The 23,928-nt window shown below is 68.1% G+C and carries 24 protein-coding genes, 1 tRNA gene and 1 pseudogene; 12 read left to right on the forward strand and 14 right to left on the reverse strand.

The genetic code is table 11. The features are described from left to right. Nucleotides 1-67 precede the first annotated feature (67 nt). From ACIBEI_RS14360 to ACIBEI_RS14370, 3 genes and pseudogenes are all read right to left on the reverse strand, one after another. Nucleotides 68-523: pseudogene (locus ACIBEI_RS14360) on the reverse strand (Scr1 family TA system antitoxin-like transcriptional regulator); the annotation flags it as partial. Further along, entirely contained in the window at nt 520-1,041 is a 522-nt protein-coding gene (locus ACIBEI_RS14365) for a DUF6879 family protein (protein ID WP_398888515.1), read from the reverse strand. The pseudogene ACIBEI_RS14360 and the gene ACIBEI_RS14365, both read right to left, overlap by 4 nt. Continuing rightward, nucleotides 1,028-1,219, reverse strand: a complete 192-nt coding sequence (locus ACIBEI_RS14370; protein ID WP_398888517.1) for a hypothetical protein — start codon at nt 1,217-1,219, stop codon at nt 1,028-1,030. The genes ACIBEI_RS14365 and ACIBEI_RS14370 overlap by 14 nt, the downstream gene beginning before the upstream one ends. Before the next feature lie 404 nt (nt 1,220-1,623). Between ACIBEI_RS14370 and ACIBEI_RS14375 the strand changes: the two genes are divergently transcribed. Together ACIBEI_RS14375 and ACIBEI_RS14380 are read left to right on the forward strand one after the other, a co-directional pair. Next, nucleotides 1,624-1,830 (forward strand): hypothetical protein, encoded by a 207-nt coding sequence (locus ACIBEI_RS14375; protein WP_398888519.1) that lies wholly within the window; start codon nt 1,624-1,626, stop codon nt 1,828-1,830. A 117-nt stretch (nt 1,831-1,947) separates the two neighbouring features. Then, nucleotides 1,948-2,604 (forward strand): hypothetical protein, encoded by a 657-nt coding sequence (locus ACIBEI_RS14380; protein WP_398888521.1) that lies wholly within the window; start codon nt 1,948-1,950, stop codon nt 2,602-2,604. A gap of 933 nt (nt 2,605-3,537) precedes the next feature. On the opposite strand, the gene ACIBEI_RS14385 is transcribed toward ACIBEI_RS14380, so the two are convergent. The 3 genes from ACIBEI_RS14385 to ACIBEI_RS14395 all read right to left on the reverse strand — a co-directional run bounded on the left by ACIBEI_RS14385 (nt 3,538) and on the right by ACIBEI_RS14395 (nt 4,697). Next, the gene (locus ACIBEI_RS14385) at nt 3,538-3,963 is read right to left on the reverse strand and encodes a tyrosine-type recombinase/integrase (protein WP_398888523.1); all 426 of its coding nucleotides are present in this window, start codon (nt 3,961-3,963) and stop codon (nt 3,538-3,540) included. A gap of 198 nt (nt 3,964-4,161) precedes the next feature. Then, the gene (locus tag ACIBEI_RS14390) at nt 4,162-4,353 is read right to left on the reverse strand and encodes a hypothetical protein (RefSeq protein ID WP_398888525.1); all 192 of its coding nucleotides are present in this window, start codon (nt 4,351-4,353) and stop codon (nt 4,162-4,164) included. 269 nt (nt 4,354-4,622) lie between these two features. After that, nucleotides 4,623-4,697 (reverse strand) — tRNA-Cys (locus ACIBEI_RS14395). 265 nt (nt 4,698-4,962) lie between these two features. Here ACIBEI_RS14395 and ACIBEI_RS14400 point away from each other — a divergent pair. The 6 genes from ACIBEI_RS14400 to ACIBEI_RS14425 all read left to right on the forward strand — a co-directional run bounded on the left by ACIBEI_RS14400 (nt 4,963) and on the right by ACIBEI_RS14425 (nt 11,209). Continuing rightward, complete coding sequence (locus ACIBEI_RS14400) at nt 4,963-6,471, forward strand: MFS transporter (protein WP_398888527.1); 1,509 nt, start codon at nt 4,963-4,965, stop codon at nt 6,469-6,471. A 50-nt stretch (nt 6,472-6,521) separates the two neighbouring features. Beyond that, a complete protein-coding gene (locus tag ACIBEI_RS14405; RefSeq protein WP_398888997.1) occupies nt 6,522-6,719 on the forward strand; it encodes an Arc family DNA-binding protein in 198 nt (65 codons plus the stop codon). After that, complete coding sequence (locus ACIBEI_RS14410) at nt 6,720-7,112, forward strand: type II toxin-antitoxin system death-on-curing family toxin (protein ID WP_398888529.1); 393 nt, start codon at nt 6,720-6,722, stop codon at nt 7,110-7,112. 192 nt (nt 7,113-7,304) lie between these two features. Continuing rightward, a complete protein-coding gene (locus ACIBEI_RS14415; RefSeq protein ID WP_398888998.1) occupies nt 7,305-9,107 on the forward strand; it encodes a DEAD/DEAH box helicase in 1,803 nt (600 codons plus the stop codon). A 408-nt stretch (nt 9,108-9,515) separates the two neighbouring features. Continuing rightward, nucleotides 9,516-10,157: an IclR family transcriptional regulator gene (locus tag ACIBEI_RS14420; RefSeq protein ID WP_398888531.1), complete on the forward strand. Its 642-nt coding sequence runs from the start codon at nt 9,516-9,518 to the stop codon at nt 10,155-10,157. A 260-nt stretch (nt 10,158-10,417) separates the two neighbouring features. Further along, nucleotides 10,418-11,209 carry a PDZ domain-containing protein gene (locus ACIBEI_RS14425; protein WP_398888533.1) on the forward strand — a complete coding sequence of 264 codons (792 nt, stop codon included), beginning with the start codon at nt 10,418-10,420 and terminating at the stop codon, nt 11,207-11,209. Nucleotides 11,210-11,264: 55 nt separating this feature from the next. On the opposite strand, the gene ACIBEI_RS14430 is transcribed toward ACIBEI_RS14425, so the two are convergent. From ACIBEI_RS14430 to ACIBEI_RS14450, 5 genes are all read right to left on the reverse strand, one after another. Further along, complete coding sequence (locus ACIBEI_RS14430) at nt 11,265-12,233, reverse strand: glycine betaine ABC transporter substrate-binding protein (RefSeq protein WP_398888535.1); 969 nt, start codon at nt 12,231-12,233, stop codon at nt 11,265-11,267. Continuing rightward, nucleotides 12,230-13,153: an ABC transporter permease gene (locus ACIBEI_RS14435; RefSeq protein WP_398888537.1), complete on the reverse strand. Its 924-nt coding sequence runs from the start codon at nt 13,151-13,153 to the stop codon at nt 12,230-12,232. Before ACIBEI_RS14435 ends, ACIBEI_RS14430 begins: the two co-directional genes overlap by 4 nt. Then, on the reverse strand, nt 13,150-14,376 hold the full coding sequence (locus ACIBEI_RS14440; RefSeq protein WP_398889000.1) for a betaine/proline/choline family ABC transporter ATP-binding protein: 1,227 nt from the start codon (nt 14,374-14,376) through the stop codon (nt 13,150-13,152). Before ACIBEI_RS14440 ends, ACIBEI_RS14435 begins: the two co-directional genes overlap by 4 nt. A gap of 76 nt (nt 14,377-14,452) precedes the next feature. Next, nucleotides 14,453-15,100 (reverse strand): ABC transporter permease, encoded by a 648-nt coding sequence (locus ACIBEI_RS14445; protein ID WP_307523942.1) that lies wholly within the window; start codon nt 15,098-15,100, stop codon nt 14,453-14,455. Between the two features lie 39 nt (nt 15,101-15,139). Continuing rightward, nucleotides 15,140-15,613: an Lrp/AsnC family transcriptional regulator gene (locus ACIBEI_RS14450; RefSeq protein ID WP_055617039.1), complete on the reverse strand. Its 474-nt coding sequence runs from the start codon at nt 15,611-15,613 to the stop codon at nt 15,140-15,142. A gap of 122 nt (nt 15,614-15,735) precedes the next feature. Here ACIBEI_RS14450 and hppD point away from each other — a divergent pair, with 122 nt between their 5' ends. Beyond that, nucleotides 15,736-16,881 carry a 4-hydroxyphenylpyruvate dioxygenase gene (gene hppD / locus ACIBEI_RS14455; RefSeq protein ID WP_398888540.1) on the forward strand — a complete coding sequence of 382 codons (1,146 nt, stop codon included), beginning with the start codon at nt 15,736-15,738 and terminating at the stop codon, nt 16,879-16,881. Nucleotides 16,882-16,917: 36 nt separating this feature from the next. Here the strand turns inward: hppD and ACIBEI_RS14460 are convergent, their stop codons facing one another. Continuing rightward, a complete protein-coding gene (locus ACIBEI_RS14460; RefSeq protein ID WP_398888542.1) occupies nt 16,918-18,399 on the reverse strand; it encodes a tetratricopeptide repeat protein in 1,482 nt (493 codons plus the stop codon). Nucleotides 18,400-18,502: 103 nt separating this feature from the next. Between ACIBEI_RS14460 and ACIBEI_RS14465 the strand changes: the two genes are divergently transcribed. Next, nucleotides 18,503-19,918, forward strand: coding sequence for an FAD-binding oxidoreductase (locus ACIBEI_RS14465; RefSeq protein WP_398888544.1), 1,416 nt, complete (start codon nt 18,503-18,505; stop codon nt 19,916-19,918). A gap of 71 nt (nt 19,919-19,989) precedes the next feature. On the opposite strand, the gene ACIBEI_RS14470 is transcribed toward ACIBEI_RS14465, so the two are convergent. After that, nucleotides 19,990-20,463 carry an SsgA family sporulation/cell division regulator gene (locus tag ACIBEI_RS14470; RefSeq protein WP_398888546.1) on the reverse strand — a complete coding sequence of 158 codons (474 nt, stop codon included), beginning with the start codon at nt 20,461-20,463 and terminating at the stop codon, nt 19,990-19,992. A gap of 337 nt (nt 20,464-20,800) precedes the next feature. Between ACIBEI_RS14470 and ACIBEI_RS14475 the strand changes: the two genes are divergently transcribed. Both ACIBEI_RS14475 and ACIBEI_RS14480 read left to right on the forward strand, forming a co-directional pair. Next, nucleotides 20,801-22,492: an RDD family protein gene (locus tag ACIBEI_RS14475; protein WP_398888548.1), complete on the forward strand. Its 1,692-nt coding sequence runs from the start codon at nt 20,801-20,803 to the stop codon at nt 22,490-22,492. 61 nt (nt 22,493-22,553) lie between these two features. Continuing rightward, on the forward strand, nt 22,554-23,261 hold the full coding sequence (locus ACIBEI_RS14480) for an RDD family protein (protein WP_398888550.1): 708 nt from the start codon (nt 22,554-22,556) through the stop codon (nt 23,259-23,261). Between the two features lie 134 nt (nt 23,262-23,395). Here the strand turns inward: ACIBEI_RS14480 and ACIBEI_RS14485 are convergent, their stop codons facing one another. Then, entirely contained in the window at nt 23,396-23,692 is a 297-nt protein-coding gene (locus ACIBEI_RS14485) for a hypothetical protein (protein ID WP_398888552.1), read from the reverse strand. Between the last annotated feature and the right edge of the window lie 236 nt (nt 23,693-23,928).

Below are 23,928 nucleotides of genomic sequence, written 5' to 3' on the forward strand. Positions count from 1 at the left end.
CATCACAGGATCAATCGGGAAGGTACGCCCTTCGCGTCCAACCCCAGGTTGATCCACAGGTCCTGAGCATTGCTCGTTGGCGTTCGAGACGGGCTGTAGTGGTGCGAGTGAGAACGTCCTCACTGAGGTCATGCCGCGACAGAATCGCCCGGATGTACTCGGGGGTTTGCAGGAGTCCCGGTATCAAAGCCGGTTGGAACAAGCGCAGTAGAGTCATCTGAGACTCAAGAGCCTTGGTCTGCTGCTGAGCTTTGTGGACTCCCATACGACGGACGAGACGCCATGCTGTGGTTTCTGTCGTAGCTGCCCGTACGACTTCCAGGTACTCGGCCTTGACCTCATCTGAGACACCGATGGCCGTGAGGATGCTCTCTACGTCGGCAACAGAGGGGGCAACCTTGCCGGTCTCGATCTTGCTGAGCTTGCTGGTGGACATGAGAGAACTGCGGGCCACGGTCTTGGCTTCCTTGCCGGATGCCTGCCGTAGTGCCCGCAGCGCTGCGCCTAGCTCTCCTCTGTTCACTCCTCGTACTTTGCCCGCCATTCGGCGAACGGAACAGCCTGAGAGAGAGCTCTGTCCCGGTAGCCGATGAACTCCTGTGCCTGACTGTCCGGAAGAACCTCAGACCCTGTGAACGTGCCCTTGTCGTCGTAGTTCATGACAGCAGCGTTCACGGAATCGAAGAGCCAGAAGTCTCCTACTCCTTCAAGCGGGTTGGTCTTGTCGGTGGTGTCGAGAATGAAGAACTCTTCACCACCCATCGCGTTCTTCCGGTAACCCCACCCAAGCTCAAACCGGAGATACGGAGTGAGGGGGCGAGAGAGGATGTGTACTCGGTAGACGCGCTTGCCCTTGCTTGTGTGGGAGCGGAGTTCTTCCACCCAACCATCGTTGTAATCGTCCGGCTGAGGCTCCCCGGCAAGGAACGCCCGATAGGCGTCCGTATTCCCCGAGTTGCTGTAGTCGTTCAGAGTCTCAAGCCGGAACGCTTCCCGTTCGAAGGTGTCGAAGAGTTCAGCGAGGCTCTTAGATGAGCCCATCGGCAATGGCCTTCCTGATCAGTTCCACGGGCAGTTCAACCACGGTTTCGTGAGCGGGAATCTCTAGGCCGTGGTTGGCAGGAGTCTCCCCCTGGAAGAGCAGTGTGCCCCTGTCCGTGGCGTAGATGGTGGGGCAGTCCTTGAGGTCGCACGTGGTCGCAAGCTTGGTCACCTTCATGGGGTTCCCTCCCTGGTCTGCTGCGTCGTGTCCCTGCCCGATGCTGGCCAGCACCAACCCCTGGGCACAAGGGAGTTGCGTTGCACAACAGGAAACCGGCTCGACACGGGTCTGAGCGGTGCCCGTGGGAACTTCGCCACACAGCGAGCCTCGCGACCCATGATCTTTTCCGCCGAGAGGTCAGTGACTATGCGCGCGTGACTCGCGACGGTGAGACATAAGCCGTGCCCCGGAGGGTTCCGACCGGCAGACGAGAGCCGCCTATTGCCGCTGGGAGGGCCAGGGGTTCGATCTGATCGCTCGCGGGTTCGATTATGAGTCTTCTGAAGAGGCTGAGGAGGGCTACAACTCGTTCATGGAAGCCCGTACGGTGGGATGCTCCGGAGAGCCGCTGAGGGGGACTCATGGCGAAGCCAGTAGAAAAGAGAGCCGACCAGTTGAAGGCAGGTGACTACCTGAAGCTGTGGAACGGCAAGGTAGTTGAAGTGCTGGAGATAGACCAGGCAGTCAGTCAGGTCGGCAAGAAGAGCGTGATACTCACGCTCTACAGGTCCGGAAAGATGACGGTCAAGGGATACCGGATGATGAAGATGCACTATCCGGAAGACTGAAGAGTCAGCACAACCTTGGGAGCCCCTGGATGCCCTGTCTGGGGGCTCTGTCATGCCTAACCGCAGATGTTCCTCAAGTCAGGGTCCGGCAAGGACACCGCTGGGCATCCTTGGCGCATGTCGCTTCCAGCTATCGCGATCATCGTCGCGTCCTTAAGTGCTCTGTTCACGATGTCCAACATGCTGATCTCTGCTGCTACATACCGTAGGGGTGGCCCACGAATTAAGCTGCGAGCTTTCCGGTTGCCGCTAAATGCCCATTTGGCTATGACCACAGGGGAGAAACGTTACCTAGAGCGTGTTATTCATGTGCATGTGGTGAACAGAAGTGCTAGTTCAATCACCATTGAGAGTGTTCATATGGAGCCCCTGTATGCCTTGATGGAAAGGTTGGTCAATTGGACGACGATTACGACTGGTCAGCCATGGGGCGGAGACTTGCGCAGGATGGAGTTTATTGAAGGTGAGGAGAAAAAGGAGATACCACCGTTCGGCGGTGCGCGCTGGATATTGCGAGAGCCAAAAGCGATGCCCGAGGTGAAATCTCGATGGTTGAAATTGGCTCTCGTCAAGCATCCGCACGTTACGGTTAAGCTGACGAATGGCGCCGAAGTACGGAGCCGGAAAGTGAGTAACTGGCGAGTCCGAGGCGTCATCCGAACTGTGGAGATAGTCAGTATCTATGCGCGAAATAGAAACCGGCCTGATTTTATGCTGGGCGCCTCACGTGACGTTCAGCTCTCCTTTGATGACATCCAGGAGGAAGAGTCATGACTGCTGACTGGTGGGCTCGGGGTATTGCAATCGGAGCCGGAATTGCAACGACGCTCAATATGGCTATCTCGTTTGCTACGTACCGTCGGGGCAGGCCGCGCGTAAGTGTAAAGATTCTAAGTATTGAGTCTGGAAACCCTCGCGACGGTATGGCTAAGGGGAGCGTAATATTCTCAGTGCGACTGGTCAACGACGGGAACACGTCGGTAGATGTGGAGGATATGAGTTTCAGCGTCAGGGTCCGGGGGCGCGGCGTGCAGGGTGTAACCGAGAAAACAGGCTTCAGCAAGCGCACCCTGGAGGCACATGCCGGAAAGACGGTGACGCGGTCTCTCCCGTTGGCGGAACTCCCAGCCAACGGGGAAACGCTGGTATATGTGCGGCTCGTTGCGCGTCTCAGCATGGAGAGCACGCGACAAGCAAGAAGATCAAGTCTAGGAACATACCGGGTTTTCCGCAACCCAAGCAGATCGGGAGTTGGGGGCGTTCGTCTAAATTCGTAAGCGGAATCTATCCCTCTCGTTTGTCAGTGGTGGGTGAGATGATGGGGGTAGTTGATTGAGAGGAGGAAGTAACCATCAGCTCACCGGTAAGAAAGCCAGCGAAGAAGTTGAAGGCGGGTGACCATCTGAGGCTCTGGAACGGTAAGACAGTAGAGATTCTGTCCATCGAGCCAGGGACGAACCAGTCAGGAACCAAGTGCTTGATTCTATCGCTCTACAAGATGTCAAAGATGGTAGTAAAAACTCATCGCACGATGACGATGCACTATCCAAAGTAGTAACTCGTCAAGGGGGACGCCGGTATCTTCAAACTCGGAGGTATCGGCGCTCCTGCTTTAGGGGGTCAACAGTAGTAACTCCTTCTAGTCGAGATACCTACGGATACCGAGTGTCCTAGCTGGATTCCCTTATGAATTCACATTGCGTAGCCTTATGTGTGGCAGAACGAGTGAGGGGCAACCTGTGCAGGGTCGTAACCCGCATCCTTTGCCCGCTTCTTCACCAGGACGTAGAGCCCCCTGTACTGGAGTGCTCCGCGTCCCCGCATCCCGAGCCACAGGAATGGAGTTGCGTCCGCCATGGTGTGCGTAGCGCGCACTCGGAGATACCAGGCCAGAGCCTTTGCTGTCTTGGGCTGTAGCGGGATCACACGGGCGTCCACGCTGTTCCGGTCCATCTTCAACGGGATCACCAGCATGGTTCGCTGTGCTAGGTCCAAGTCCTGTACCCGAAGGTTCAAAAGCTCCTCTGCCCTCAGTCCCTCTGTGAGAACACGGATGATGGCGTGATCCCGAACAATCTGGAAGTCACGGACTTCGGGAGAGCCGTTCCCCGTGGCTTTCAGTACGTCACTCACGAACTCTTCTGAGAGCGTCTTGGGCTTACCGAGAGGGGGAGCTGTGTATCTGTGGAGCTTGGGAGAGTCGTAGGGGCTCGGGTGGTCGTACTCCTCTGTCAGATAGATGAACAGCGGACGCAGGTTCTTTTGAAGGGTGTTGGTCCCTCCCGTGTATCCGCCCTTGCCATCCTGGCTCTTGGGTACGTCGTGCTTCGTCTAGTACCAGCGGAAGAACCTGTTGAGGGTGCCCACATCACACGTGGTGAAGTCGCCTTCCATGCTGCTCTCGGTCATCCAGTTGTGCAGAGCGACACCAGCGAACTTGTACGCGTTGATGGTCTTGCGCTGAAACGGACGGCCGTACCGGTTGGTGATCGTGCTGAGGTGCAAGTCCAGCTCATCGAGCATGGCTGTCCGTGCGTCCGTGGCTGAGCGTCCGTCAATGACCTTGAGAGGTGCTGTCGGCTGCTGCTGCGCATCGGTGCTCTGAGGCTTCCTGAGCGCGCTCCGGAGAGGTGTACGTGCTGGCATCGTGGCTCCCTGTGCGCCGTGTGGCGCTCTGTGGAGCTAGGTCAGTCCGTGGAGGACCAAGCAACTGACCTAGCTCCCTCTGGCGTGGGAGTCCCAGAGCTGTGAAGCCTTGCCTGTCCTGCAAAGATGCAGGTCAGACGTACTACTGGAGGCCGTGGCGGGAATCGAACCCACGTGCCTCGCTTTGCAGGCGAGTCCCTAAGCCACTCGGGCACACGGCCAAGCTTGAGTCCGGGGTTGCGGTGACCCGGTTACCCGGTGTTCCGGACTCGATGTGTTGAACGTACGGCGCTGTCGGCAGGGGGCTCAAGGGATGCGGCGGGGCTGCAATGGGACTGCCACACGGCGTTCATGAAAGGAGGCGGGGAGGGGTGGGGGGAGCGCGGAGCGAGGGCGGGTGACGGGTGGTCGTACGACCAAGGTCCCGGGGTGGGACCCGTCTTCCGACAGGGGTCAATGTCAGTCGTGCCCCTTACTCTGGCGGGCATGACCACCCTGGAACCGAGCGACACCGGCGTCGCTGAGACCCCGGCCGACTTGGCTGGCCTGGCTGATTCGGCCGATCCGGCGACACCGACCGCACCGACCGCACAGGTCCCATCGACCGAGGCCGACGCCCGCGAGGGCGTCCTCGGGCGTGCTCACCGGGCGCTCAGTGTCGGGATCGTGTCCGTCGTGCTGCTGATCGCCTTTGAGGCGACGGCGGTCGGGACGGCGATGCCGGTGGCGGCGCGGGAGCTGGGCGGGGTCTCGTTGTACGCGTTCGCGTTCTCCGGGTACTTCACGACGAGTCTGTTCGGGATGGTGCTGGCCGGGCAGTGGTCGGACCGCGCGGGCCCGCTGGGGTCGCTGACGGCGGGGATCGGGGCGTTCGCGGCGGGGCTGCTGCTGTCGGGGACGGCCGGGGCGATGTGGCTGTTCATCCTCGGGCGGGCCGTGCAGGGGCTCGGTGGCGGGCTGGTGATCGTCGCGCTGTACGTGGTCGTCGGGCGGGCCTATCCGGAGCGGTTGCGGCCGTCGATCATGGCGGCGTTCGCGGCGAGCTGGGTGATTCCGTCGGTGGTCGGGCCGCTCGCCTCCGGCGCGGTGACCGAACACCTCGGCTGGCGCTGGGTGTTCGTCGGGATACCGGTCCTCGTCCTCCTGCCGCTGGCGTTCGCGCTGCCGCAGATACGGCGGCGGGCGTCCGGCCCGGCCGGGGGAGCCGTGGCCGCGCCCTTCGACCGGCGGCGCATCCGGCTGGCGCTGGGCATCTCGCTGGGCGCCGGGTTGCTGCAGTACGGGGCGCAGGACCTTAGGTGGCTGTCGGTCGTCCCGGCCGTGGCGGGGGTCGCCCTGCTGATCCCGGCGGTGCTCGGGCTGCTGCCCAGAGGGACCTACCTGGCGGCGCGCGGGCTGCCGTCCGTCGTGCTGCTGCGCGGGATCGCCGCCGGGTCCTTCATCGCGGCCGAGTCCTTCGTGCCGCTGATGCTGGTCACCGAGCGGGGGCTGTCGCCGACGCTGGCCGGATTCTCACTGGCGGCGGGCGGGGGCACCTGGGCGCTGGGTTCCTTCGTGCAGTCCAGGGCGCGCGTGGAACCGTACCGGGACCGGCTGATGACGCTGGGCATGGTCCTGACCGCGGCCGCCATCGCCGCCGCGCCGAGCGTGCTGATCGACGGGGTGCCGGTGTGGACGGTCGCGGTGGCCTGGGCCTTCGGCTGCTTCGGCATGGGCCTGGTGATCTCCTCCACCAGCGTCCTCCTGCTGCACCTCTCCGCCCCCGAGGAGGCCGGCACCAACTCCGCCGCCCTCCAGATATCCGACGGCCTCTCGAACGTCCTCCTCCTCGCCGCGGGCGGCGCGGCCTTCGCGGCCCTGGGCGGCGGCACGGTCACCCATGCCGCCACGAACGCCTCCGGCGGCCACCCGGCCGCCTTCGCCGCGGTGTTCCTGCCGATGGCGGGTGTGGCGCTGGTGGGGGCTTGGGTGACCACACGGCTGCGGGCCCCGTAAGTTGTGTGGTACCACTATGACCCCTCTTTTGGTACCGTGGTGGTATGGCTATGAACCTTCGTCTGCGCGACGACCAGCAGGAGGCGCTCAGGCTGCGTGCCGAGGAGGAGGGGCGCAGTATGCACGCCATAGTGCTTCAGGCGATCGACCGGTATCTGGAGCAGGAGGCGGACCGTGCGACCGTCCGCCGCCTGGGGGCGAAGTACGCGGCGGGCCACGCCGACCTGCTCCGGAGGCTGGGGGAGTAGATGAAGTACCTCACGGTCCAGGAGGTCCTGGACCTGGCGGACCTGGCGTGCGGGGAGCAGACGCTGGTTGCCGTGCGTGACCTGGGTCTGCTCAGCTCGGCCGTTCACCGCCCCCGGTCACAGATGTTCGGCGTCGAGGCATACACGGACCTCTTCGAGAAGGCGGCGGCAGTGCTTCAGTCGCTCGCCGTGAACCATCCCCTGGTGGACGGCAACAAGCGCATGGCGTGGATGTCGACGGTCGTCTTCCTCGACTTCAACGGCACCGAAATGCTCGACGTCGACCAGGACGAGGCGTACAAGCTCGTCATCAAGGTGGCAGCAGGGGATCTGGAGGACGTGCGGATGATCGCTCTGCGCCTGAGAGCACTGCACTCGGCGAATGTGACCTGAGTCCCATCCGAGGTGGACCCCGCGTCGTCCGCGCGTTGACGTTCATGGCCCGCCGGTAGGGTGGCCCGGTTGTCATACCCGGCCGATGCCGGACCCAGCCGATGCCGGATAGCCGAGCCGCCCAACCACCCCACGGAGACCGTGACTACCGCCCGCCCGTCGCCCGCCGCCACCCTCAACGGAGGGCCCTTCGTGCCCGCCTCTCCTGTTGCCAGTGCCACCTCCTCGCACCACCTGTCACCCGCGTTTCCCGGGCGGGCCCCTTGGGGCACGGCCAGCAAGCTGCGTGCCTGGCAGCAAGGTGCCATGGAGAAGTACATCCAGGAGCAGCCGCGTGACTTTCTCGCCGTCGCCACACCCGGGGCCGGCAAGACGACCTTCGCGCTGACGCTCGCCTCCTGGCTGCTGCACCACCATGTCGTGCAGCAGGTGACCGTGGTCGCGCCGACCGAGCATCTGAAGAAGCAGTGGGCGGAGGCCGCCGCGCGGATAGGGATCAAGCTGGACCCCGAGTACAGCGCGGGGCCGCTCAGCAAGGAGTACCAGGGCGTCGCGGTCACGTACGCCGGTGTCGGTGTGCGGCACATGCTGCACCGCAACCGCGTCGAGCAGCGCAAGACCCTGGTGATCCTCGACGAGATCCACCACGCCGGTGACAGCAAGTCCTGGGGCGAGGCCTGCCTGGAGGCCTTCGAGCCCGCCACCCGCCGGCTCGCGCTCACCGGTACGCCCTTCCGGTCCGACACCAACCCCATCCCCTTCGTCACGTACGAGGAGGGGCGCGACGGGATCCGGCGGTCCGCCGCCGACTACACCTACGGCTACGGGTCCGCCCTCGGCGACGGCGTCGTGCGGCCCGTCATCTTCCTCTCCTACAGCGGCAACATGCGGTGGCGTACGAAGGCGGGGGACGAGATCGCCGCCCGGCTCGGCGAGCCGATGACCAAGGACGCGGTCTCGCAGGCCTGGCGCACCGCCCTCGACCCGCGCGGCGAGTGGATGCCCAGCGTGCTGCGCGCCGCCGACCAACGGCTCACCGAGGTCAGGAAGGGCATCCCGGACGCCGGCGCCCTCGTCATCGCCTCCGACCAGGAATCCGCCCGCGCCTACGCCAAGCTCATCCGTGACATCACCGGCAGCAAGGCCACCCTCGTCCTCTCCGACGACACGGGCGCGTCCAACCGCATCGACGAGTTCAGCCACAGCGACGACCGCTGGATGGTCGCCGTCCGCATGGTGTCCGAGGGCGTCGACGTGCCCCGGCTGGCGGTGGGTGTGTACGCGACCACCATCTCCACGCCACTCTTCTTCGCCCAGGCCGTCGGCCGCTTCGTACGGTCCAGGCGACGTGGCGAGACCGCCTCCGTCTTCCTGCCGACCGTCCCCGACCTCCTCACTTTCGCCAACGAGATGGAGGTCGAGCGCGACCACGCCCTCGACAAGCCCAAGAAGGAGGGCGAGGAGGACCCGTACGCCGAATCCGAGAAGGAGATGGAGGAGGCGAACAAGGAGCAGGACGAGGACACCGGGGAGCAGGAGCAGTTCTCCTTCGAGGCCCTGGAGTCCGAGGCCACCTTCGACCGGGTGCTCTACGACGGCGCCGAGTTCGGTATGCAGGCCCACCCGGGGAGTGCGGAGGAGCAGGACTACCTGGGGATTCCGGGGTTGCTCGAACCCGACCAGGTTCAACTGCTCCTCCAGAAGCGGCAGGCCCGGCAGATCGCGCACAGCCGCAAGAAGCCGGACGAGGAGGCCGACCTTCTCGAACTGCCCGCCGAGCGACGGCCCGTGGTCTCCCACAAGGAGATGCTGGAGCTGCGGAAACAGCTCAACACGATGGTGGGCGCGTACGTCCATCAGAGCGGCAAGCCGCACGGTGTGATCCACACCGAGCTGCGCCGGGTGTGCGGCGGGCCGCCGAGCGCGGAGGCGACGGCCGGGCAGTTGCGTCAGCGGATCGCCAAGGTGCAGGAGTGGGCCACCCGGATGCGGTGACCGCGCCCCGGTACGTCCTGCCCGCCCCGGTACGTTCACGTGAGCGCCGGTGTCGTCATGGCACCGGCGCTCACGCGTGTGTGCGCTCCGTGCGGGGGTCGTGCACGCCGAGTGGTGTGCGCCGGATATTTCGGGGCGAAAGTGAATCTAACTCCGGGTAACCGAACCCGGTCCGTACCTGCGAACGCCCGGATTCTGGACGGAGACTTCCGCTGAGCGAACCAGCTCGCTACTGTCCCGCTACGCACACGCCCCGTGGCAGCGCCGCCGCGGAGCGCAGCCGGTGCCCGCCCGGGAGAGCCCGGGACGCAGCCGACCGGCGGCCTCTGACGCGCGTCGCCGATGGGACCGGTGACGCATCCGCCGCGTAGGGGGGCCGTCGACTCTCACCACTAAGGAGTGGGCGTCGTGACCGCGGAGACCTCCCAGACGCTCGACCGGGGACTGCGTGTCCTCAAACTGCTCGCCGACACCGACCACGGTCTGACCGTCACCGAGCTGTCCAACAAACTCGGAGTCAACCGGACCGTTGTGTACCGCTTGCTCGCCACGCTGGAACAGCACGCCCTCGTACGTCGTGACCTGGGCGGCCGTGCCCGCGTCGGGCTCGGTGTGCTGCGGCTCGGGCGGCAGGTGCATCCGCTGGTCCGCGAGGCCGCGCTGCCCGCGTTGCGCTCGCTGGCCGAGGACATAGGGGCGACCGCCCATCTCACGTTGGTCGACGGTGCGGAGGCGCTTGCCGTCGCCGTGGTCGAGCCGACGTGGACCGACTACCACGTGGCCTATCGCGCCGGGTTCCGTCATCCGCTCGACCGGGGGGCCGCCGGCAAGGCGATCCTCTCCGCGCGGGCCGCTTCCGCGGAGGATCCGGGTTACACCCTTACTCATGGGGAGCTGGAGGCGGGCGCCAGTGGGGCGGCTGCGCCGCTGCTCGGGGTGACCGGGGTGGAGGGGAGTGTGGGGGTGGTCATGCTTGCGGATGCTGTGCCTGAGCGGGTGGGGCCGCGTGTCGTTGACGCGGCCAAGGAAGTGGCTGAGGCCTTGCGGTGATCTTGGCTCGGAGGTGCTCGGGGCCGGGGTGCCGTGGGGAGGTTGTGCGTCGGCTGCGGGTGGGTGGGGGCTGGTCGCGCAGTTCCCCGCGCCCCTGAAAGATTGCGCAGTTCCCCGCGCCCCTGAAAATGCGGGGCCCCGGGCCCTGAAAGTCCGCCGCGCCCCCGAAGGGGCGCGGTTGGGGCGTGGTTCCTCGGCGTGCCTACGGTGATTCGTGGGTGGCCCCCGGCCGGAAATCGGCCTCGCGTTAGATTGATCTCGTGCTCTCTCGTCTCACGCGTTCCCAGGCTGTCGCTGTCTGCGCTCTTCCCGTTGTGGCTCTGCTGGCCACGGCGGTGTTCGTGCCGTTGCCGTTTTCGGTGGCACAGCCGGGGATGACGGCGAATGTCCTCGGCGAGAACAAGGGGGACCCGGTTATTACGATCACCGGGGCGGACACCCACAAGACGCGCGGCCAGCTGCGGATGACGACCATCGAGGCGACGGGACCCGACCAGGACGTGAGCCTGGGGGACGTGCTCGACGGCTGGTTCCGTACGGACCAGGCGATCATGCCGCGCGACTCCGTGTACCCGAGCGGCGACAGTGTGAAGGAGATCGAGGAGCACAACGCCGAGGAGATGAAGAAGTCCCAGGACACCGCCACCGAGGCCGCCCTGAACCACCTCGGTGAGAACTCCGGCGACATCGAGGTCACCCTCAAGCTCGCCGATGTCGGCGGCCCGAGCGCCGGGCTCCTCTTCTCCCTCGGCATCGTCGACAAGCTGGACGGCGACGGCAGCGGCGGCGACCTCACGGGCGGCCGGGTCATCGCGGGCACCGGGACGATCGACGCCGACGGGAAGGTCGGCGCGGTCGGCGGCGTCGCCCTCAAGACGCAGGCCGCCCGCCGCGACGGCGCCACGGTCTTCCTGGTCCCGAAGGCGGAGTGCTCGGACGCCGAGTCGGATCTCCCGAAGGGGCTCCGCCTCATCCCGGTGACGACCTTGAAGGGCGCGGTCGCCTCCCTGGTGGCCCTGGAGAAGGGGCAGGGCTCGGTCCCGAGCTGCTAGTCCCGCGCTGCCGGCCGCAACCGGACCGCCCCCGCACCCGCGGCGCGTCCAGCGCTCAGCCCTCCTTCACGAACCCCTCGTCCTTCATCCAGTCCAGCGCCACCGCGTGCGGGTCCTCCCCGTCCACGTCCACCCGCGCGTTCAACTCCTGCGCCACGTCGTTGTTCAGGCGTTCGGTGATCGGGTCGAGGATCTGCGCGATCGCCGGATACTTCTTCAGCGCCTTGGAGTTGATCTCCGGAGCCACGTTGTAGTTGGGGAAGAATTTCTTGTTGTCCGCCATCACCGCCAGGTTCATCGACCTGATGCGCCCGTCGGTGGTGAAGACCTCCCCGTACGTGCAACTCCCCTTCGCCGCCTGGGTGTAGATGATCCCGGTGTCCATCTGGGTGACGTTCCCGGCGGGCAGCTTCATGCCGTACGCCTTCTCCATGCCCGGCAGGCCGTCGGCCCGGTTGGCGAACTCGCTCTCCACGCAGAGCGTGACCGCCTTCGGGTCGGACTTCGACAGCGCGGCCACGTCGGAGAGGGTCTTCGTGCCGTACTTCTTGAAGTTGGCCTGGTTCATCGCGAGGGCGTAGGTGTTGTTGAGTGCCGACGGCGGCAGCCAGGTCAGGCCGTTCTTCAAATCTGCCTCGCGCACGGCCTCCCACTGCTTGCGCGGATCGGTGATGGGATCGCTGTTGCCCTGGTACGTGATCCAGGCGGTGCCCGTGTACTCGTACATGCCGTCCGCGTCCCCGCTCTTGACGGCCTCGCGGGCGCCGATGGAGCCCTGGATGCCCGTGCGGTCCAGTACGTTCGCGCCGGCGGCCTCGAAGGCGATGCCCATGATCGCGCCGAGGATCAGCTGCTCGGTGAACTCCTTGGAGGTGACCGTGAGATCGGCGCCCTTGAGCGGTTTTCCCTGCCCGATCGAGCCGGGCTCCACGTCGTCGACCATGGGCGAGCCGCTGGTCAGCCCGCACCCGGCCGAGGCCGCCAGCACCGCCCCGGCGGCCACCAGACACGTACGCCTTCTCATGTCCCCGCCTCCAACCCGCGCGGGCTGAGCAGGATTTCGGCCAGCGAGGCCAGCCAGTCGACCAGCAGGGCGAGGGACACGGTCAGGATCGAGCCGAGCACCAGGACCGGCATCCGCTGGTTGGTGATCCCGGTCGTGATCAGTACGCCGAGACCGCCGCCCCCGCCGAAGGTGGCGAGGGTCGCCGTGCCCACGTTCAGGACGAGGGCGGTACGGACACCGGCGAGGATCAGCGGTACGGCGAGGGGCAGTTCGACACGGGTCAGTACTCCCACGGGCGACATGCCGATGCCTTCGGCGGCCTCCAGCAGCGTCGGGTCGTTCGCCTTGAGCCCGGCGATCGTGTTCGAGAGGACCGGCAGGACGGCGTACGCGATGATGCCGATCAGCGCCGCCCTCTGGCCGATGCCCAGCCAGATCACGAGCAGTGCCAGCAGGCCGATGGCAGGGGTCGCCTGTCCCATGTTGGCGACGGACATGGCGACCGGGGTCGCCTTGCGGAACATCCTGCGGGTCAGCAGGATGCCCAGCGGGATCGCGATGATCAGCACGAAGAACGTGGAGATCACGGTCAGTTCGATCTGCTGCCGCAGCGCCTTCCACACCTGGCCGCCGGACAGCGCGTTCTCCGAGAGCGGGTCCAGGTCCGCCTGCCGGAACCAGATCCAGGTGGCGAGCAGCACGACCGTCAGTACCGCGGGCAGCAGGGTCAGTTTCTGCCAAGTCACCCTGGAGGCACGGGACTTGCCGGGCGGGGGAGCCTTCGTCTCCTCGGACCCGGACGTCTCCTCGGACCCGGACGTCTCCTCGAACCCGGATGTCTCCTCGAACCCGGACGTCTCCTCGAACCCGGAGTCCGTCCCGGAGGCCTCGCCGTCGGGGTCCGTCCCGGTGTCGTGGCCGGTGTCCGGGGCCCTCACGCCTTCGCCTCCCCGCCGGCGCCGGCAGCACCGCTGACGCCTTCCTGCTCGTGACGGGTCTGCTCGGCGCGCGTCTCCTCCAGTTCGTGCTGGTGCTCCATCGCGTCGAGCCGGTCGGCCTCCAGCAGCTCGTGCACGGAGTTCATCAGCGTCTCCATGTCCACCACGCCGGTGTACTCCCCGCGCCGCCCCGTCACCACGACCCGCCCCGCGTTGTCGATGAGCACGGCCTCCAGCGCGTCCCGCAGCGTCGCGTCCCGGGTCACCGTGTCGTGCACCAGCGTGCCCGCCCTGGCCAGCGAGCCCTTGGCCCGCATCAGGTCCCCGCGCCGCAGCCACTTGTAGGGCCGCCCGCGCCGGTCGAGCAGCAGGATCTCGTTCGTACCGCTCGACCGGAGCTTGTTGAAGATCTCCTGGAGCGGGTCGTCGACGGTCACCGTCGGATAGTCGGTGATCTCCACATCCCGTACGCGCGACAGGTTGAGCCGCTTCAACGCGGCCCCCGCGCCCACGAAGCCGGACACGAAGTCGTCGGCGGGGTTGGTGAGGATCGCCTCCGGGGTGTCGAACTGGGCGATGTGCGACCGCTCGCGCAGGACCGCGATCCGGTCGCCCAGTTTGATCGCCTCGTCGAAGTCGTGGGTGACGAAGACGATGGTCTTGTGCAGCTCGTGCTGCAGCCGGATCAGTTCGTCCTGGAGGTGGTCGCGGGTGATCGGGTCCACGGCCCCGAAGGGCTCGTCCATCAGCAGGACGGGCGGGTCGGCGGCCAACGCCCGTGCCACGCCCACCCGTTGCTGCTGCCCGCCCGACAGCTGGCGCGGATAGCGGCCGTGGAACTCGCCCGGGTCGAGACCGACCAGATCCAGCATCTCCTCGACCCGGGCGTTGATCCGCGCCTTCGGCCACCCCACCATCCCCGGTACGAGGGCGATGTTCTGGGCGACCGTCATGTGCGGGAAGAGCCCCGAGGCCTGGATCGCGTACCCGATCTTGCGGCGCAGCTTCACCGGATCCATGTCGGTGACGTCCTCGCCACCGATCCTGATCCGCCCGCCCGTGGGCTCGATCAGCCGGTTGATCATCTTCAGGGTGGTGGACTTCCCGCACCCCGAGGGACCGACGAAGACGACGAGTTCACCGGCGCTGATCTCCATGTTGACGCTGTCCACGGCGGGGGCGGAGCTACCCGGGTACCGCTTGGTGAGGTTCTCCAGCTCGATGGTGGCGCCGGTGGTGGCGTTCGCCCCCGAGGTCGCGGTGGTCGCGGTGGTGGCGGTTGCCGTCGTGGCGGTCGGCTCAGGCACGGATCCCCCTCGGAATGGTCAGCCGCCCGATGAGGACGTACGCGGCGTCGAACAGTAGAGCCAGGACGATGATCCCGAGCGTGCCCGCGAGCACCTGGTTGAGCGCGTTCTTGCTGCCCAGGGAGGCGATGCCGCGGAAGATCTCATTGCCGAGACCCGGTCCCGAGGCGTAGGCGGCGATCGCGGCGATCCCCATCAGCATCTGCGTGGAGACCCGGATCCCGGTCAGGATCGGCGGCCAGGCGAGCGGCAGTTCGACCCTCAGGAGCCGGGCGAGCCGCGACATCCCGATGCCGGTCGCCGCGTCGACGAGCGAGGGATCGACCCCGCGCAGCCCGACGATCGAGTTGCGCACGATCGGCAGCAGCCCGTACAGGGTCAGCGCGATCACCGTGGGCGGAACCCCCAGCCCCACGATCGGGATGAGCAGACCGATCATGGCGAGCGAGGGGATGGTCAGCAGGGTCGCCGTCGAGGTCGTGGCCAGGCTCCCGGCCCACTCGCTCCGATAGGTGACGACACCGACCACCACACCGATCAAGGTGGCGACGACCATGCACTGGAAGACGGCGCTGGCGTGCTGGTAGGCGTCGGCGAGGAGCTGCTGATGGCGACTGCCCAGGTACTCCCAGAAGCTCACCCGCTTTTCACCCCTGTCGCCTCAGCCATCACTGTCGCCTCAGTCGTCGTCCTCCGCGGCCTGCTCCACCAGCGGGATGATCCGCAGCGGCACGGGGTTCTCCATGACGATCGCCGTGGAGGCCCGGACGATGCCATCAAAACCGACAACCCGGTCGATCACCCGCTGAAGATCGGCGTTGGACCGGGCCACGAGCCGGCACAGCATGTCCCCGCCGCCCGTCGTCGTGTGCAGCTCCAGCACCTCGGGCACGGTCGCCAAGTGGGCCCGTACGTCTGTGCCTTGGCCCTGCCGGATCTGCAGCGTCGCGAAGGCGGTGACGGGATAGCCGAGAGCCGCGGGATCCACCTGGGGCCCGAACCCCCGGATGACTCCATTCGACTGAAGCCGGTCGAGCCGCGCCTGCACGGTCCCGCGCGCGACCCCGAGCCGCCGGGACATCTCCAGCACACCGATGCGCGGCTCCCGCGCGAGCAGCACCAGCAGCCGCCCGTCCAGATGATCGATCGCCATGCAGGCCTCCGCGGTGGTCATCCTGTACACAAAGCCCGACCCAGTAGGCCTTTCACTGAACATATTGCCCAGCGGATTCGCAAACTATTGCGCACCTTGCCGAAGGGCGAGAGCCTGCGGCCATGACTCAGACCACTCACCACACCCCCGGGACCGCGCGGCAGGCAGACCCCTTCCCGGTCAAGGGAATGGACGCGGTCGTCTTCGCCGTGGGCAACGCCAAGCAGGCGGCGCACTACTACTCCACCGCCTTCGGCATGAAGCTGGTCGCCTACTCCGGACCGGAGAACGGCAGCCGCGAGACCGCGAGCTACGTCCTGGAGAACGGCTCCGCCCGCTTCGTCCTCACCTCCGTCATCAAGGCCGCCACCCCCTGGGGCCACTTCCTCGCCGAACACGTGGCGGAGCACGGTGACGGCGTGGTCGACCTCGCCATCGAGGTCCCGGACGCCCGCGCCGCGTTCGCCTACGCCGTCGAGCACGGCGCCCGTCCGGTCACCGAGCCCTACGAGCTGAAGGACGAGCACGGCACGGTCGTGCTCGCCGCCATCGCCACGTACGGCAGGACCCGCCACACCCTGGTCGAGCGCACGGGCTACGACGGCCCCTACCTCCCCGGGTTCACGGCCGCGGACCCGATCGTCGAGCCGCCCTCCCACCGCACCTTCCAGGCCATCGACCACTGCGTCGGCAACGTGGAACTCGGGCGTATGAACGAGTGGGTCGCCTTCTACAACAAGGTCATGGGCTTCACGAACATGAAGGAGTTCGTGGGCGACGACATCGCGACCGAGTACAGCGCCCTGATGTCGAAGGTCGTCGCCGACGGCACGCTCAAGGTCAAGTTCCCGATCAACGAGCCCGCCATCGCCAAGAAGAAGTCCCAGATCGACGAGTACCTGGAGTTCTACGGCGGCGCCGGCGTCCAGCACATCGCGCTCAACACGAACGACATCGTGGCGACCGTACGGACCATGCGCGCGGCCGGAGTGAAGTTCCTCGACACTCCGGACTCCTACTACGACACCCTCGGCGAGTGGGTCGGCGACACCCGCGTCCCCGTCGACACCCTGCGCGAACTGAAGATCCTGGCCGACCGTGACGAGGACGGCTACCTGCTCCAGATCTTCACCAAGCCGGTCCAGGACCGGCCGACCGTCTTCTTCGAGATCATCGAACGCCACGGCTCGATGGGCTTCGGCAAGGGCAACTTCAAGGCCCTCTTCCAGGCGATCGAGAGGGAGCAGGAGAAGCGCGGCAACCTGTAAGAACCGTGTCCCGCAGGACCGTTGGGGGCACGGGTCTCACACCGGACCCAGCGCCCCCAACGCCTCCTTCGCCGCCGGAACACCGAGCGGCGAGAAGTACGGACTGATCCGCAGCGCCTCCTCCAGATGGCGGCGCGCGGGTCCCTCCAGCTTCAACCGCCGCTCGATCATGCCTCGGTGGTAGGCGTAGGGCGCACTGCGGACCGCACCCACGTGCTGCCTGTCCGTGGCCTTCGTGGCGAAGACGAGCGCGTCCTCGTGCCGCCCGGCGCGATGCAGCGCCCATCCCAGCGCGTCCGCGACCGCCGCGGAGGGATGCCGCTCCCACTCGTCCCGCAGCAGCCGCACACCGGCCTGCGGGTCACCGTGGTCGGCCTCGAAGAGACCCGCCACGAGATCGGTGTTCACCCCACCGGCGGTGCCCGCCCGCACCCGCTCCCGCACCACGTCGTACTGGGCCCGAGCCTCGCCGCCCTGCCCCAGCGACTCGTACAACTCGCCCAGCTCCCACGCGTACTGGGGCAGCGCCCGTTTCTCCGACGCGGCCCGGTACGCGCTCACGGCGTCCGGGGTCCGGCCAAGGGCGGCCAGCGCCCGGCCCTGCCCCGCGAGCGCGGCGTGCCCGTCGGGATCGGCGTGCACCGCGGCCTCGAAGGCGCGCAGCGACTCGGTGGGCTCCCCGCGCTCCCAGGCCAGCTCCCCGGCCCCGGCGAGACAGTCCGCCCGCTCGGCCGGAGCGGAGGCGAGCGCCACAGCGTCGGAGAGCGCGGCGGCGGCGTCCTCGCGGAGCCCTTGGTCCCGGTACACGAGGGCGGCCCGCGCCAGGACCCGCGCCCTCGGCGCCGCCGACCCCTTCGGCAGCCGGACGAGCCTGGCCAGCGCCTTGTCCGCGGCCTTGAACTCCCCGAGCCCCCGGTACGCGTCGATCAGCGCCGGATAGGCCGTCCACCGCTTCGGCGAGGCCGCCACCGAGGCCTCGCCCCACTTCCGCGCCGCCCGGAAGTCGTGCCGGGCATTGGCGAGCGCGGCCAGTCCGTCGAGCGCCTCCACGTTCTTCTTCGGCTTCGCCCGCAACGACGTACGCAACGCCTTCTCGGCCTTCGGGTAGAACCGCGCGTCGCCGGTCCGCTCACCCCGCTCCGCATACGCCGCGCCGAGCACCGCCCACGACCGCACATCACCCGGATGGGCCCGCAGATGCGCCTCGCGGTCCCCGATCAGCGCGACCAGATCGGGCAGCGAGGCGGGCGCCCCGGCCCCGACGGCGGTCTCGGCCCGAGCCACCGGACCGGGCGCGGGCGGCCGCCCGTCCGGCTCCGGGGGCGCCACCATCAGCACACCGCCCAGCACGGCACACCCCACGACGGCGCATCCCACGACGGCACCGACGAGCGTCCCCCTCTTGGGTGAACGCCCCACCGAGCCATCCGCCGGACGACTTGCCGGGCCACCCGCCGGATCGCCCGCCGAACCCGAGGCCTGCTCTTTTCCGATGCCGCTCTCCATGCCGCTCTCCATGCGGCTCACTGTGCGCCAATACGAAGAGCACACCCGGCCACCACCCCGGCACGGAAAGCCTCGCGCGGGCGGGGTTCACACCGATGGCCCCGGGTGCGACGCTGTGATCATGAGCCGTATCGAAGCCCGTCCCGATGAAGACACCGTGGCGCCGGGCAGCCTCGCCGAACGTCTCCTCGCGGGCCTGCCGGCCGAGGCGGTCCTCACCGACCCGGACATCACCAGCTCGTACGCCAACGACATGGCCAGCTTCTGCGAGGCCGGCACCCCCGCCGTGGTGGTGCTGCCGCGCACCGTCGAGCAGGTCCAGCACGTCATGCGCGTCGCCACCGAACTGCGCGTCCCGGTGGTCCCGCAGGGCGCCCGTACGGGCCTGTCGGGCGCCGCCAACGCCTCCGAGGGCTGCGTCGTGCTGTCCCTCGTCAAGATGGACCGCATCCTGGAGATCAGCCCGGTCGACCGCATCGCGGTGGTCGAGCCGGGCGTCATCAACGCCACGCTCTCCCGCGCCGTCAACGAACACGGCCTCTACTACCCGCCGGACCCCTCCAGCTGGGAGATGTGCACGATCGGCGGCAACATCGGCACCGCGTCGGGCGGCCTGTGCTGTGTGAAGTACGGGGTGACGGCCGAGTACGTCCTCGGCCTGGACGTGGTCCTCGCCGACGGGCGTCTGATGTCCACCGGCCGCCGCACGGCGAAGGGCGTCGCCGGATACGACCTGACCCGCCTCTTCGTCGGCTCCGAGGGCTCGCTCGGCATCGTCGTACGGGCCACTCTCGCCCTGAAGCCGCAGCCGCCCCAACAGCTGGTGCTGGCCGCCGAGTTCGCGTCCGCGGCGGCCGCCTGCGACGCGGTCTGCCGGATCATGGAGGGCGGCCATGTGCCGTCCCTCCTCGAACTCATGGACCGTACGACGGTGAAGGCCGTCAACGACATGGCGAACATGGGCCTTCCGGAGTCCACCGAGGCCCTGCTCCTCGCCGCCTTCGACACGCTCGACCCGGCCGCCGACCTGACGGCCGTGGGCGCGCTCTGCGAGGCGGCCGGTGCCACGCAGGTCGTACCGGCGGACGACGCGGCCGAGTCCGAACTGCTGCTCCAGGCCCGCCGGTTGTCCCTCACCGGGCTCGAAGCGGTCAAGGGCACGACGATGATCGACGACGTGTGCGTACCGCGCTCCAAGCTCGCCGAGATGCTCGAAGGGGTCGACCGGATCGCCGAGAAGTACCAGCTGACCATCGGGGTCGTCGCGCACGCCGGCGACGGCAACACCCACCCGACCGTCTGCTTCGACGCGGGCGACCCCGACGAGTCCCGGCGCGCCCGCGAGTCCTTCGACGAGATCATGGCCCTCGGCCTGGAACTCGGCGGCACGATCACCGGCGAGCACGGCGTGGGCGTCCTCAAGAAGGAGTGGCTGGCGCGCGAGATCGGCCCGGTGGGCGTGGAGATGCAGCGGGCGATCAAGACGGCGTTCGACCCGCTCGGCATCCTCAACCCCGGCAAGCTCTTCTGAGACCCGGGAAACCTGTTCGGAACCACCACCTCCTCCGCATCTCGCTCCCCTCCCTCTCACCCTCCGCCGTCTCACTCCCCGTCCTTGGACTCGTCCGAGGGCCAGGGGTCACGCAGCCAGAGATCGTCGGCCGGGGTGGGCGCGAGCAGTTCGGCGAGGCCGTCGTCGATACCGAGCTGCTCGGCCTCGGAGCCCGGCGGCACCGCCCGCAGGGTGCGCTCCAGCCAGGCCGACACCTGCGCGGCGGGCGCCTCCAGCAGCGCGTCCCCGTCGGGTGAACTCAGCGCCATCAGGACCACGCTCCGCCCGGCGACCTTCGTCGGCCACACCCGCACATCCCCGTGCCCGCACGGCCGGAACACCCCCTCCACGAGCAGCTCGCGCGCGAACGTCCAGTTCACGGGGTGGTCCGAGCCGATGTGGAAGGCGATGTGGACGGCGTACGGATCGTCGGTGCGGTAGGTCAGCCGGGCCGGGACCGGGATGCTGCGCTCGGGGGACAGGACCAGTTTCAGTTCGAGCTCGCGCTCCACCACGGTGTTCATGTCGTGCGTTTCCTCTCGTCCAGGGGCCCTGTGGGCGGGCCCGTACGAGTGGAGAGGGCGCGGGCCGCGAAGCATTACGCGGGTTCGCTGGACTTTTTCCACGGACGTCGGCACACAACCGCCGTACACAACCGCCGTACACAACCGCCGTACACAACCGGCAGACCCGATCAGCACACGGCCCGCAGACGGTCGTCACCCGACCGGAAGCGGCCGGAAAACGTGGCGGAACCTTGCTCGAAGGGGGTAGGTACGCGAGGAGCGGCAGTGGTGCTTGCGCCGGTCTGATAGATGTGGACGCTCAACACGACCCCCGAGCAGATACGGGACGACGGACATGAGCGCCCCAACCCCGGCCCCCGGCGACGACAGGCCCCGCGAAGGGTATTACCCGGACCCTTCCATTCCCGGATATGTCCGGTACTGGAACGGTGCCTCGTGGGTGCCGGGCACCAGCCGTCCGGCGCCGTCCGGCGGCGAGCCGCTCTCGTCGCCCGCGGACGGACGGTCCGTGCCCGCCTCCACGGAGGAGACCGGGCCGCACTTCTTCGACGAGGACCCGCCGGCCGCGAGCCCGTCGCCCGCCGACGCCCAGCACGGCAGCCGGCCCGAGCCCGCGACCGCGTGGGGCGCCGACCGCTCACGGCAGACCGGCTTCGGCGGCGACCCGGACCGCCGGATCCGCTGGGGCAAGCCCGATCCGCGCGTACCCACCGACCAGTCGGCCGAGTCCGCCGGGCCCGCCCTGCCGTCCCAGCCCGACGGCAGGTCGGACCACACGGACGGCATGGCCACGTTCCACTCGTCCGAGTCCGAGTCCGAGCCCGAGCCCGAGCCCGGGTCCGGGTCCGGGTCCCAGGCCGGTGCCGGTGCCGGGTCCGACGGGGGCGGGGGCTCAGGGGGCCTCAAGCCGCCGGGCTCCGGCGGCACGGTGGTGTTCCGCAGGCCCACCGGACCGGTGCGGCCGACCGGAGCGGCGGGCTCCGCCGGACCCGGGGCCGCCGGGCAGGCCGGGGGAGCGGGCACGGCGGGAGCCATGGGCGCCGGGCGCGCGCATGGCTCGGGCGGCGACCGTCCGGGCGGTGTCCCCGGCTCCCGTGAACCCCTCGCCTCCGAGGGCACGATGACGTTCAGAACCGTGTCGCCGCGCGGGGGACAGCAGCGCGGGGCGCAGCCCTCCGCCGCCCAGCCCTCCGCCGCCCAGCCCTCCGCCGCCCGGTCCGCGGCGGCCCAGGCGCAGGCCGGCTCCGCCCAGGCGGCCCCCCAGGGCCCCGCAGCCGCATTCCCGGCCGCCCCCGCGACCCCTCAGCAGTCCGCGCAGCGGTCCGCCCCTCCGCAGGCCACCCCCGGCACCCCTCCGCAGTCCACTCCCGGCACCCCTCCGCAGTCCGGCTCCGGCGCGCCCATGGCCGCGGGTGCCGGCGGCGGGCAGCCCTCCTGGGCCCAGCAGGTGCACCGCCTGGCCGGGCCGGACGAGGACCAGCCCGTCGTGCCGTGGAAGCCGGTGCGGGAGGACCCGTTCCAGGCGGCGGCCCGCTCGCAGGCGAACGCGCGCCCGGCGGGACTCGGCAAGCGCCTGGCGGCCAGGCTCGTGGACACGATCGTGCTGGCCGCCGTCACCGGCGCGGCGGCCGTTCCGCTGGGCACCAGGGCCCTCGACCACGTCAACGAGAAGATCGACGCGGCCAAGCTGTCGGGTGAGACCGTCACGGTCTGGCTGTTGGACGGCACGACCGCGGTCTACCTCGGCATCATCCTCGCCGTGCTGCTCCTCTTCGGTGTCCTCTACGAGGCGCTGCCCACCGCCAAGTGGGGCCGCACCCTCGGCAAGAAGCTGTGCGGTCTCCAGGTGCGGGACATCGAGGGCGGCGACCCGCCGTCGTTCGGTCTGGCGCTGCGCCGTTGGCTCGTCTACAGCGTTCCCGGCCTTCTCGCCATCGGTGTCGTGGGTGTCCTGTGGGGCGCGTTCGACCGCCCGTGGCGCCAGTGCTGGCACGACAAGGCGGCTCACACCTTCGTCGCGGGCTGACCGCTCCCCCGGACGGCCGCCCCCCATTGCGCAGTCGGGGGGTTCGCGGTCGACTCGGGATATGACGACCGAGCCGCCGCCCCCGCCGGATGACGATCCGTTCAAGAAGAAGCCGCCGGACGAGGGCTCGTCCGGACAGCAGCCGCCACCCGGCGAGGGCCCGCCGTTCGACCCGTCGTACGGCAACGAGCCCCCGCCGGGCACCGGTTCGCCGTACGGAGCCACCCCGCCGCCACCGCCCTACGGCGGCGGCGACCCGTACGGCAGCGGTGGTGGGGATCCGTACGGCGGCGGCCCGTACGGCAACGACCCGCTGGCCGGGATGCCTCCGCTCGCCGACAGCGGCAAGCGCACGCTCGCGCGGATCATCGACATGATCCTCGTCGTCATCGTGGTGTGGCTGGTGACGTGGGCGTTCAACGTCAACGAGTACGACGTGGACACGGACAAGATCGACTACGGCAGGTCGTTCGGCCAGTCGCTGATCGCCGCGGTGCTCTACGTCGGCTACGACACGGTCATGACCGTCAGGGCGGGGCAGACCCTCGGCAAGAAGTGGCTGCATCTGCGGGTGGCGAACCTCGACAACGGCTCCACGCCGTCCGTGCAGACCTCGCTGGTCCGCGCGCTGGTCCTGTGGCTGCCGTTCGCGTTCTGCTGCGCGTGCGTCTGGACCGCGATCGCGGGCGGCTGGAGCTTCTTCGACAAGCCCTACAAGCAGGGCCTGCACGACAAGGCGGCCAAGACGGTTGTGGTCAGCACGGGTTGAGTTCCACAGGAGTCGGCACGGGCTGAGTTCCACAGGAGTCGGCGCGGGCTGAGTCCACAGGCGGCGCGAGCGCAGACGACCGGCGGGTCCGTGGTCAACGGGCCCGCCGGTTCGTGTGGTTGGTCGGGGTGGGCTCAGGCGCGCTCGCGTACCGGCTCGGGCGCGCTGGCGGCCGCGACGGTCTCGCGCGGCACCGGGAAACGGCGTTCCGTGACGGTGACGGGCGCGGGCCGGGCAACGGTCGCCGCCGGCGCGGCGGGCTTCGGCACGGGAACCGTCATGGCCACGAGGAGGCCGAGCACGAGGGCGGAGAGCGCTATCACCACGACTCCCAGGCCCGAACTCGTCTGTGACAGCAGCAGCATGGCGAGCGTGGAGAAGATCACGGTGCAGGAACCGTAGGCGAGCTGTGCGGCGGTCGGACGAGGCATGGCTATTCCGATCCTCGGGGTGGGGGTCTCCCCCCGTGCCTCTCGCGATGGGGGAGGGTGCGGAAAAGAATCTGGGGTTAAGAATCCGGGGTTCGACAACGGTGTCCGGTTGGCAAACCACCGGAAATCCGGCGAGCCGCCAACCGACTCTAATCGGCTGTCTGCCCGAGCGGAACGAGCAGTAAGCGTGACCTAACCCACGGTGCCGGTGCACAGGGGGCGCACGGAGTCATGGC

Origin of the sequence: Streptomyces sp. NPDC050988 (assembly GCF_044456225.1) — a bacterium.
GTDB lineage: Bacteria > Actinomycetota > Actinomycetes > Streptomycetales > Streptomycetaceae > Streptomyces.

Bases quoted from the DNA above. Each gene is read 5' to 3' on its own strand.
- ACIBEI_RS14365 (WP_398888515.1), bottom strand. From the start codon at position 1,041: ATGGGCTCATCTAAGAGCCTCGCTGAACTCTTCGACACCTTCGAACGG.
- ACIBEI_RS14370 (WP_398888517.1), bottom strand. From the start codon at position 1,219: ATGAAGGTGACCAAGCTTGCGACCACGTGCGACCTCAAGGACTGCCCC.
- ACIBEI_RS14375 (WP_398888519.1), top strand. From the start codon at position 1,624: ATGGCGAAGCCAGTAGAAAAGAGAGCCGACCAGTTGAAGGCAGGTGAC.
- ACIBEI_RS14380 (WP_398888521.1), top strand. From the start codon at position 1,948: ATGTCGCTTCCAGCTATCGCGATCATCGTCGCGTCCTTAAGTGCTCTG.
- ACIBEI_RS14390 (WP_398888525.1), bottom strand. From the start codon at position 4,353: ATGCTCGATGAGCTGGACTTGCACCTCAGCACGATCACCAACCGGTAC.
- ACIBEI_RS14400 (WP_398888527.1), top strand. From the start codon at position 4,963: ATGACCACCCTGGAACCGAGCGACACCGGCGTCGCTGAGACCCCGGCC.
- ACIBEI_RS14405 (WP_398888997.1), top strand. From the start codon at position 6,522: ATGAACCTTCGTCTGCGCGACGACCAGCAGGAGGCGCTCAGGCTGCGT.
- ACIBEI_RS14410 (WP_398888529.1), top strand. From the start codon at position 6,720: ATGAAGTACCTCACGGTCCAGGAGGTCCTGGACCTGGCGGACCTGGCG.
- ACIBEI_RS14430 (WP_398888535.1), bottom strand. From the start codon at position 12,233: ATGAGAAGGCGTACGTGTCTGGTGGCCGCCGGGGCGGTGCTGGCGGCC.
- ACIBEI_RS14450 (WP_055617039.1), bottom strand. From the start codon at position 15,613: ATGGCGATCGATCATCTGGACGGGCGGCTGCTGGTGCTGCTCGCGCGG.
- hppD (WP_398888540.1), top strand. From the start codon at position 15,736: ATGACTCAGACCACTCACCACACCCCCGGGACCGCGCGGCAGGCAGAC.
- ACIBEI_RS14460 (WP_398888542.1), bottom strand. From the start codon at position 18,399: ATGGAGAGCGGCATGGAGAGCGGCATCGGAAAAGAGCAGGCCTCGGGT.
- ACIBEI_RS14470 (WP_398888546.1), bottom strand. From the start codon at position 20,463: ATGAACACCGTGGTGGAGCGCGAGCTCGAACTGAAACTGGTCCTGTCC.
- ACIBEI_RS14475 (WP_398888548.1), top strand. From the start codon at position 20,801: ATGAGCGCCCCAACCCCGGCCCCCGGCGACGACAGGCCCCGCGAAGGG.
- ACIBEI_RS14480 (WP_398888550.1), top strand. From the start codon at position 22,554: ATGACGACCGAGCCGCCGCCCCCGCCGGATGACGATCCGTTCAAGAAG.
- ACIBEI_RS14485 (WP_398888552.1), bottom strand. From the start codon at position 23,692: ATGCCTCGTCCGACCGCCGCACAGCTCGCCTACGGTTCCTGCACCGTG.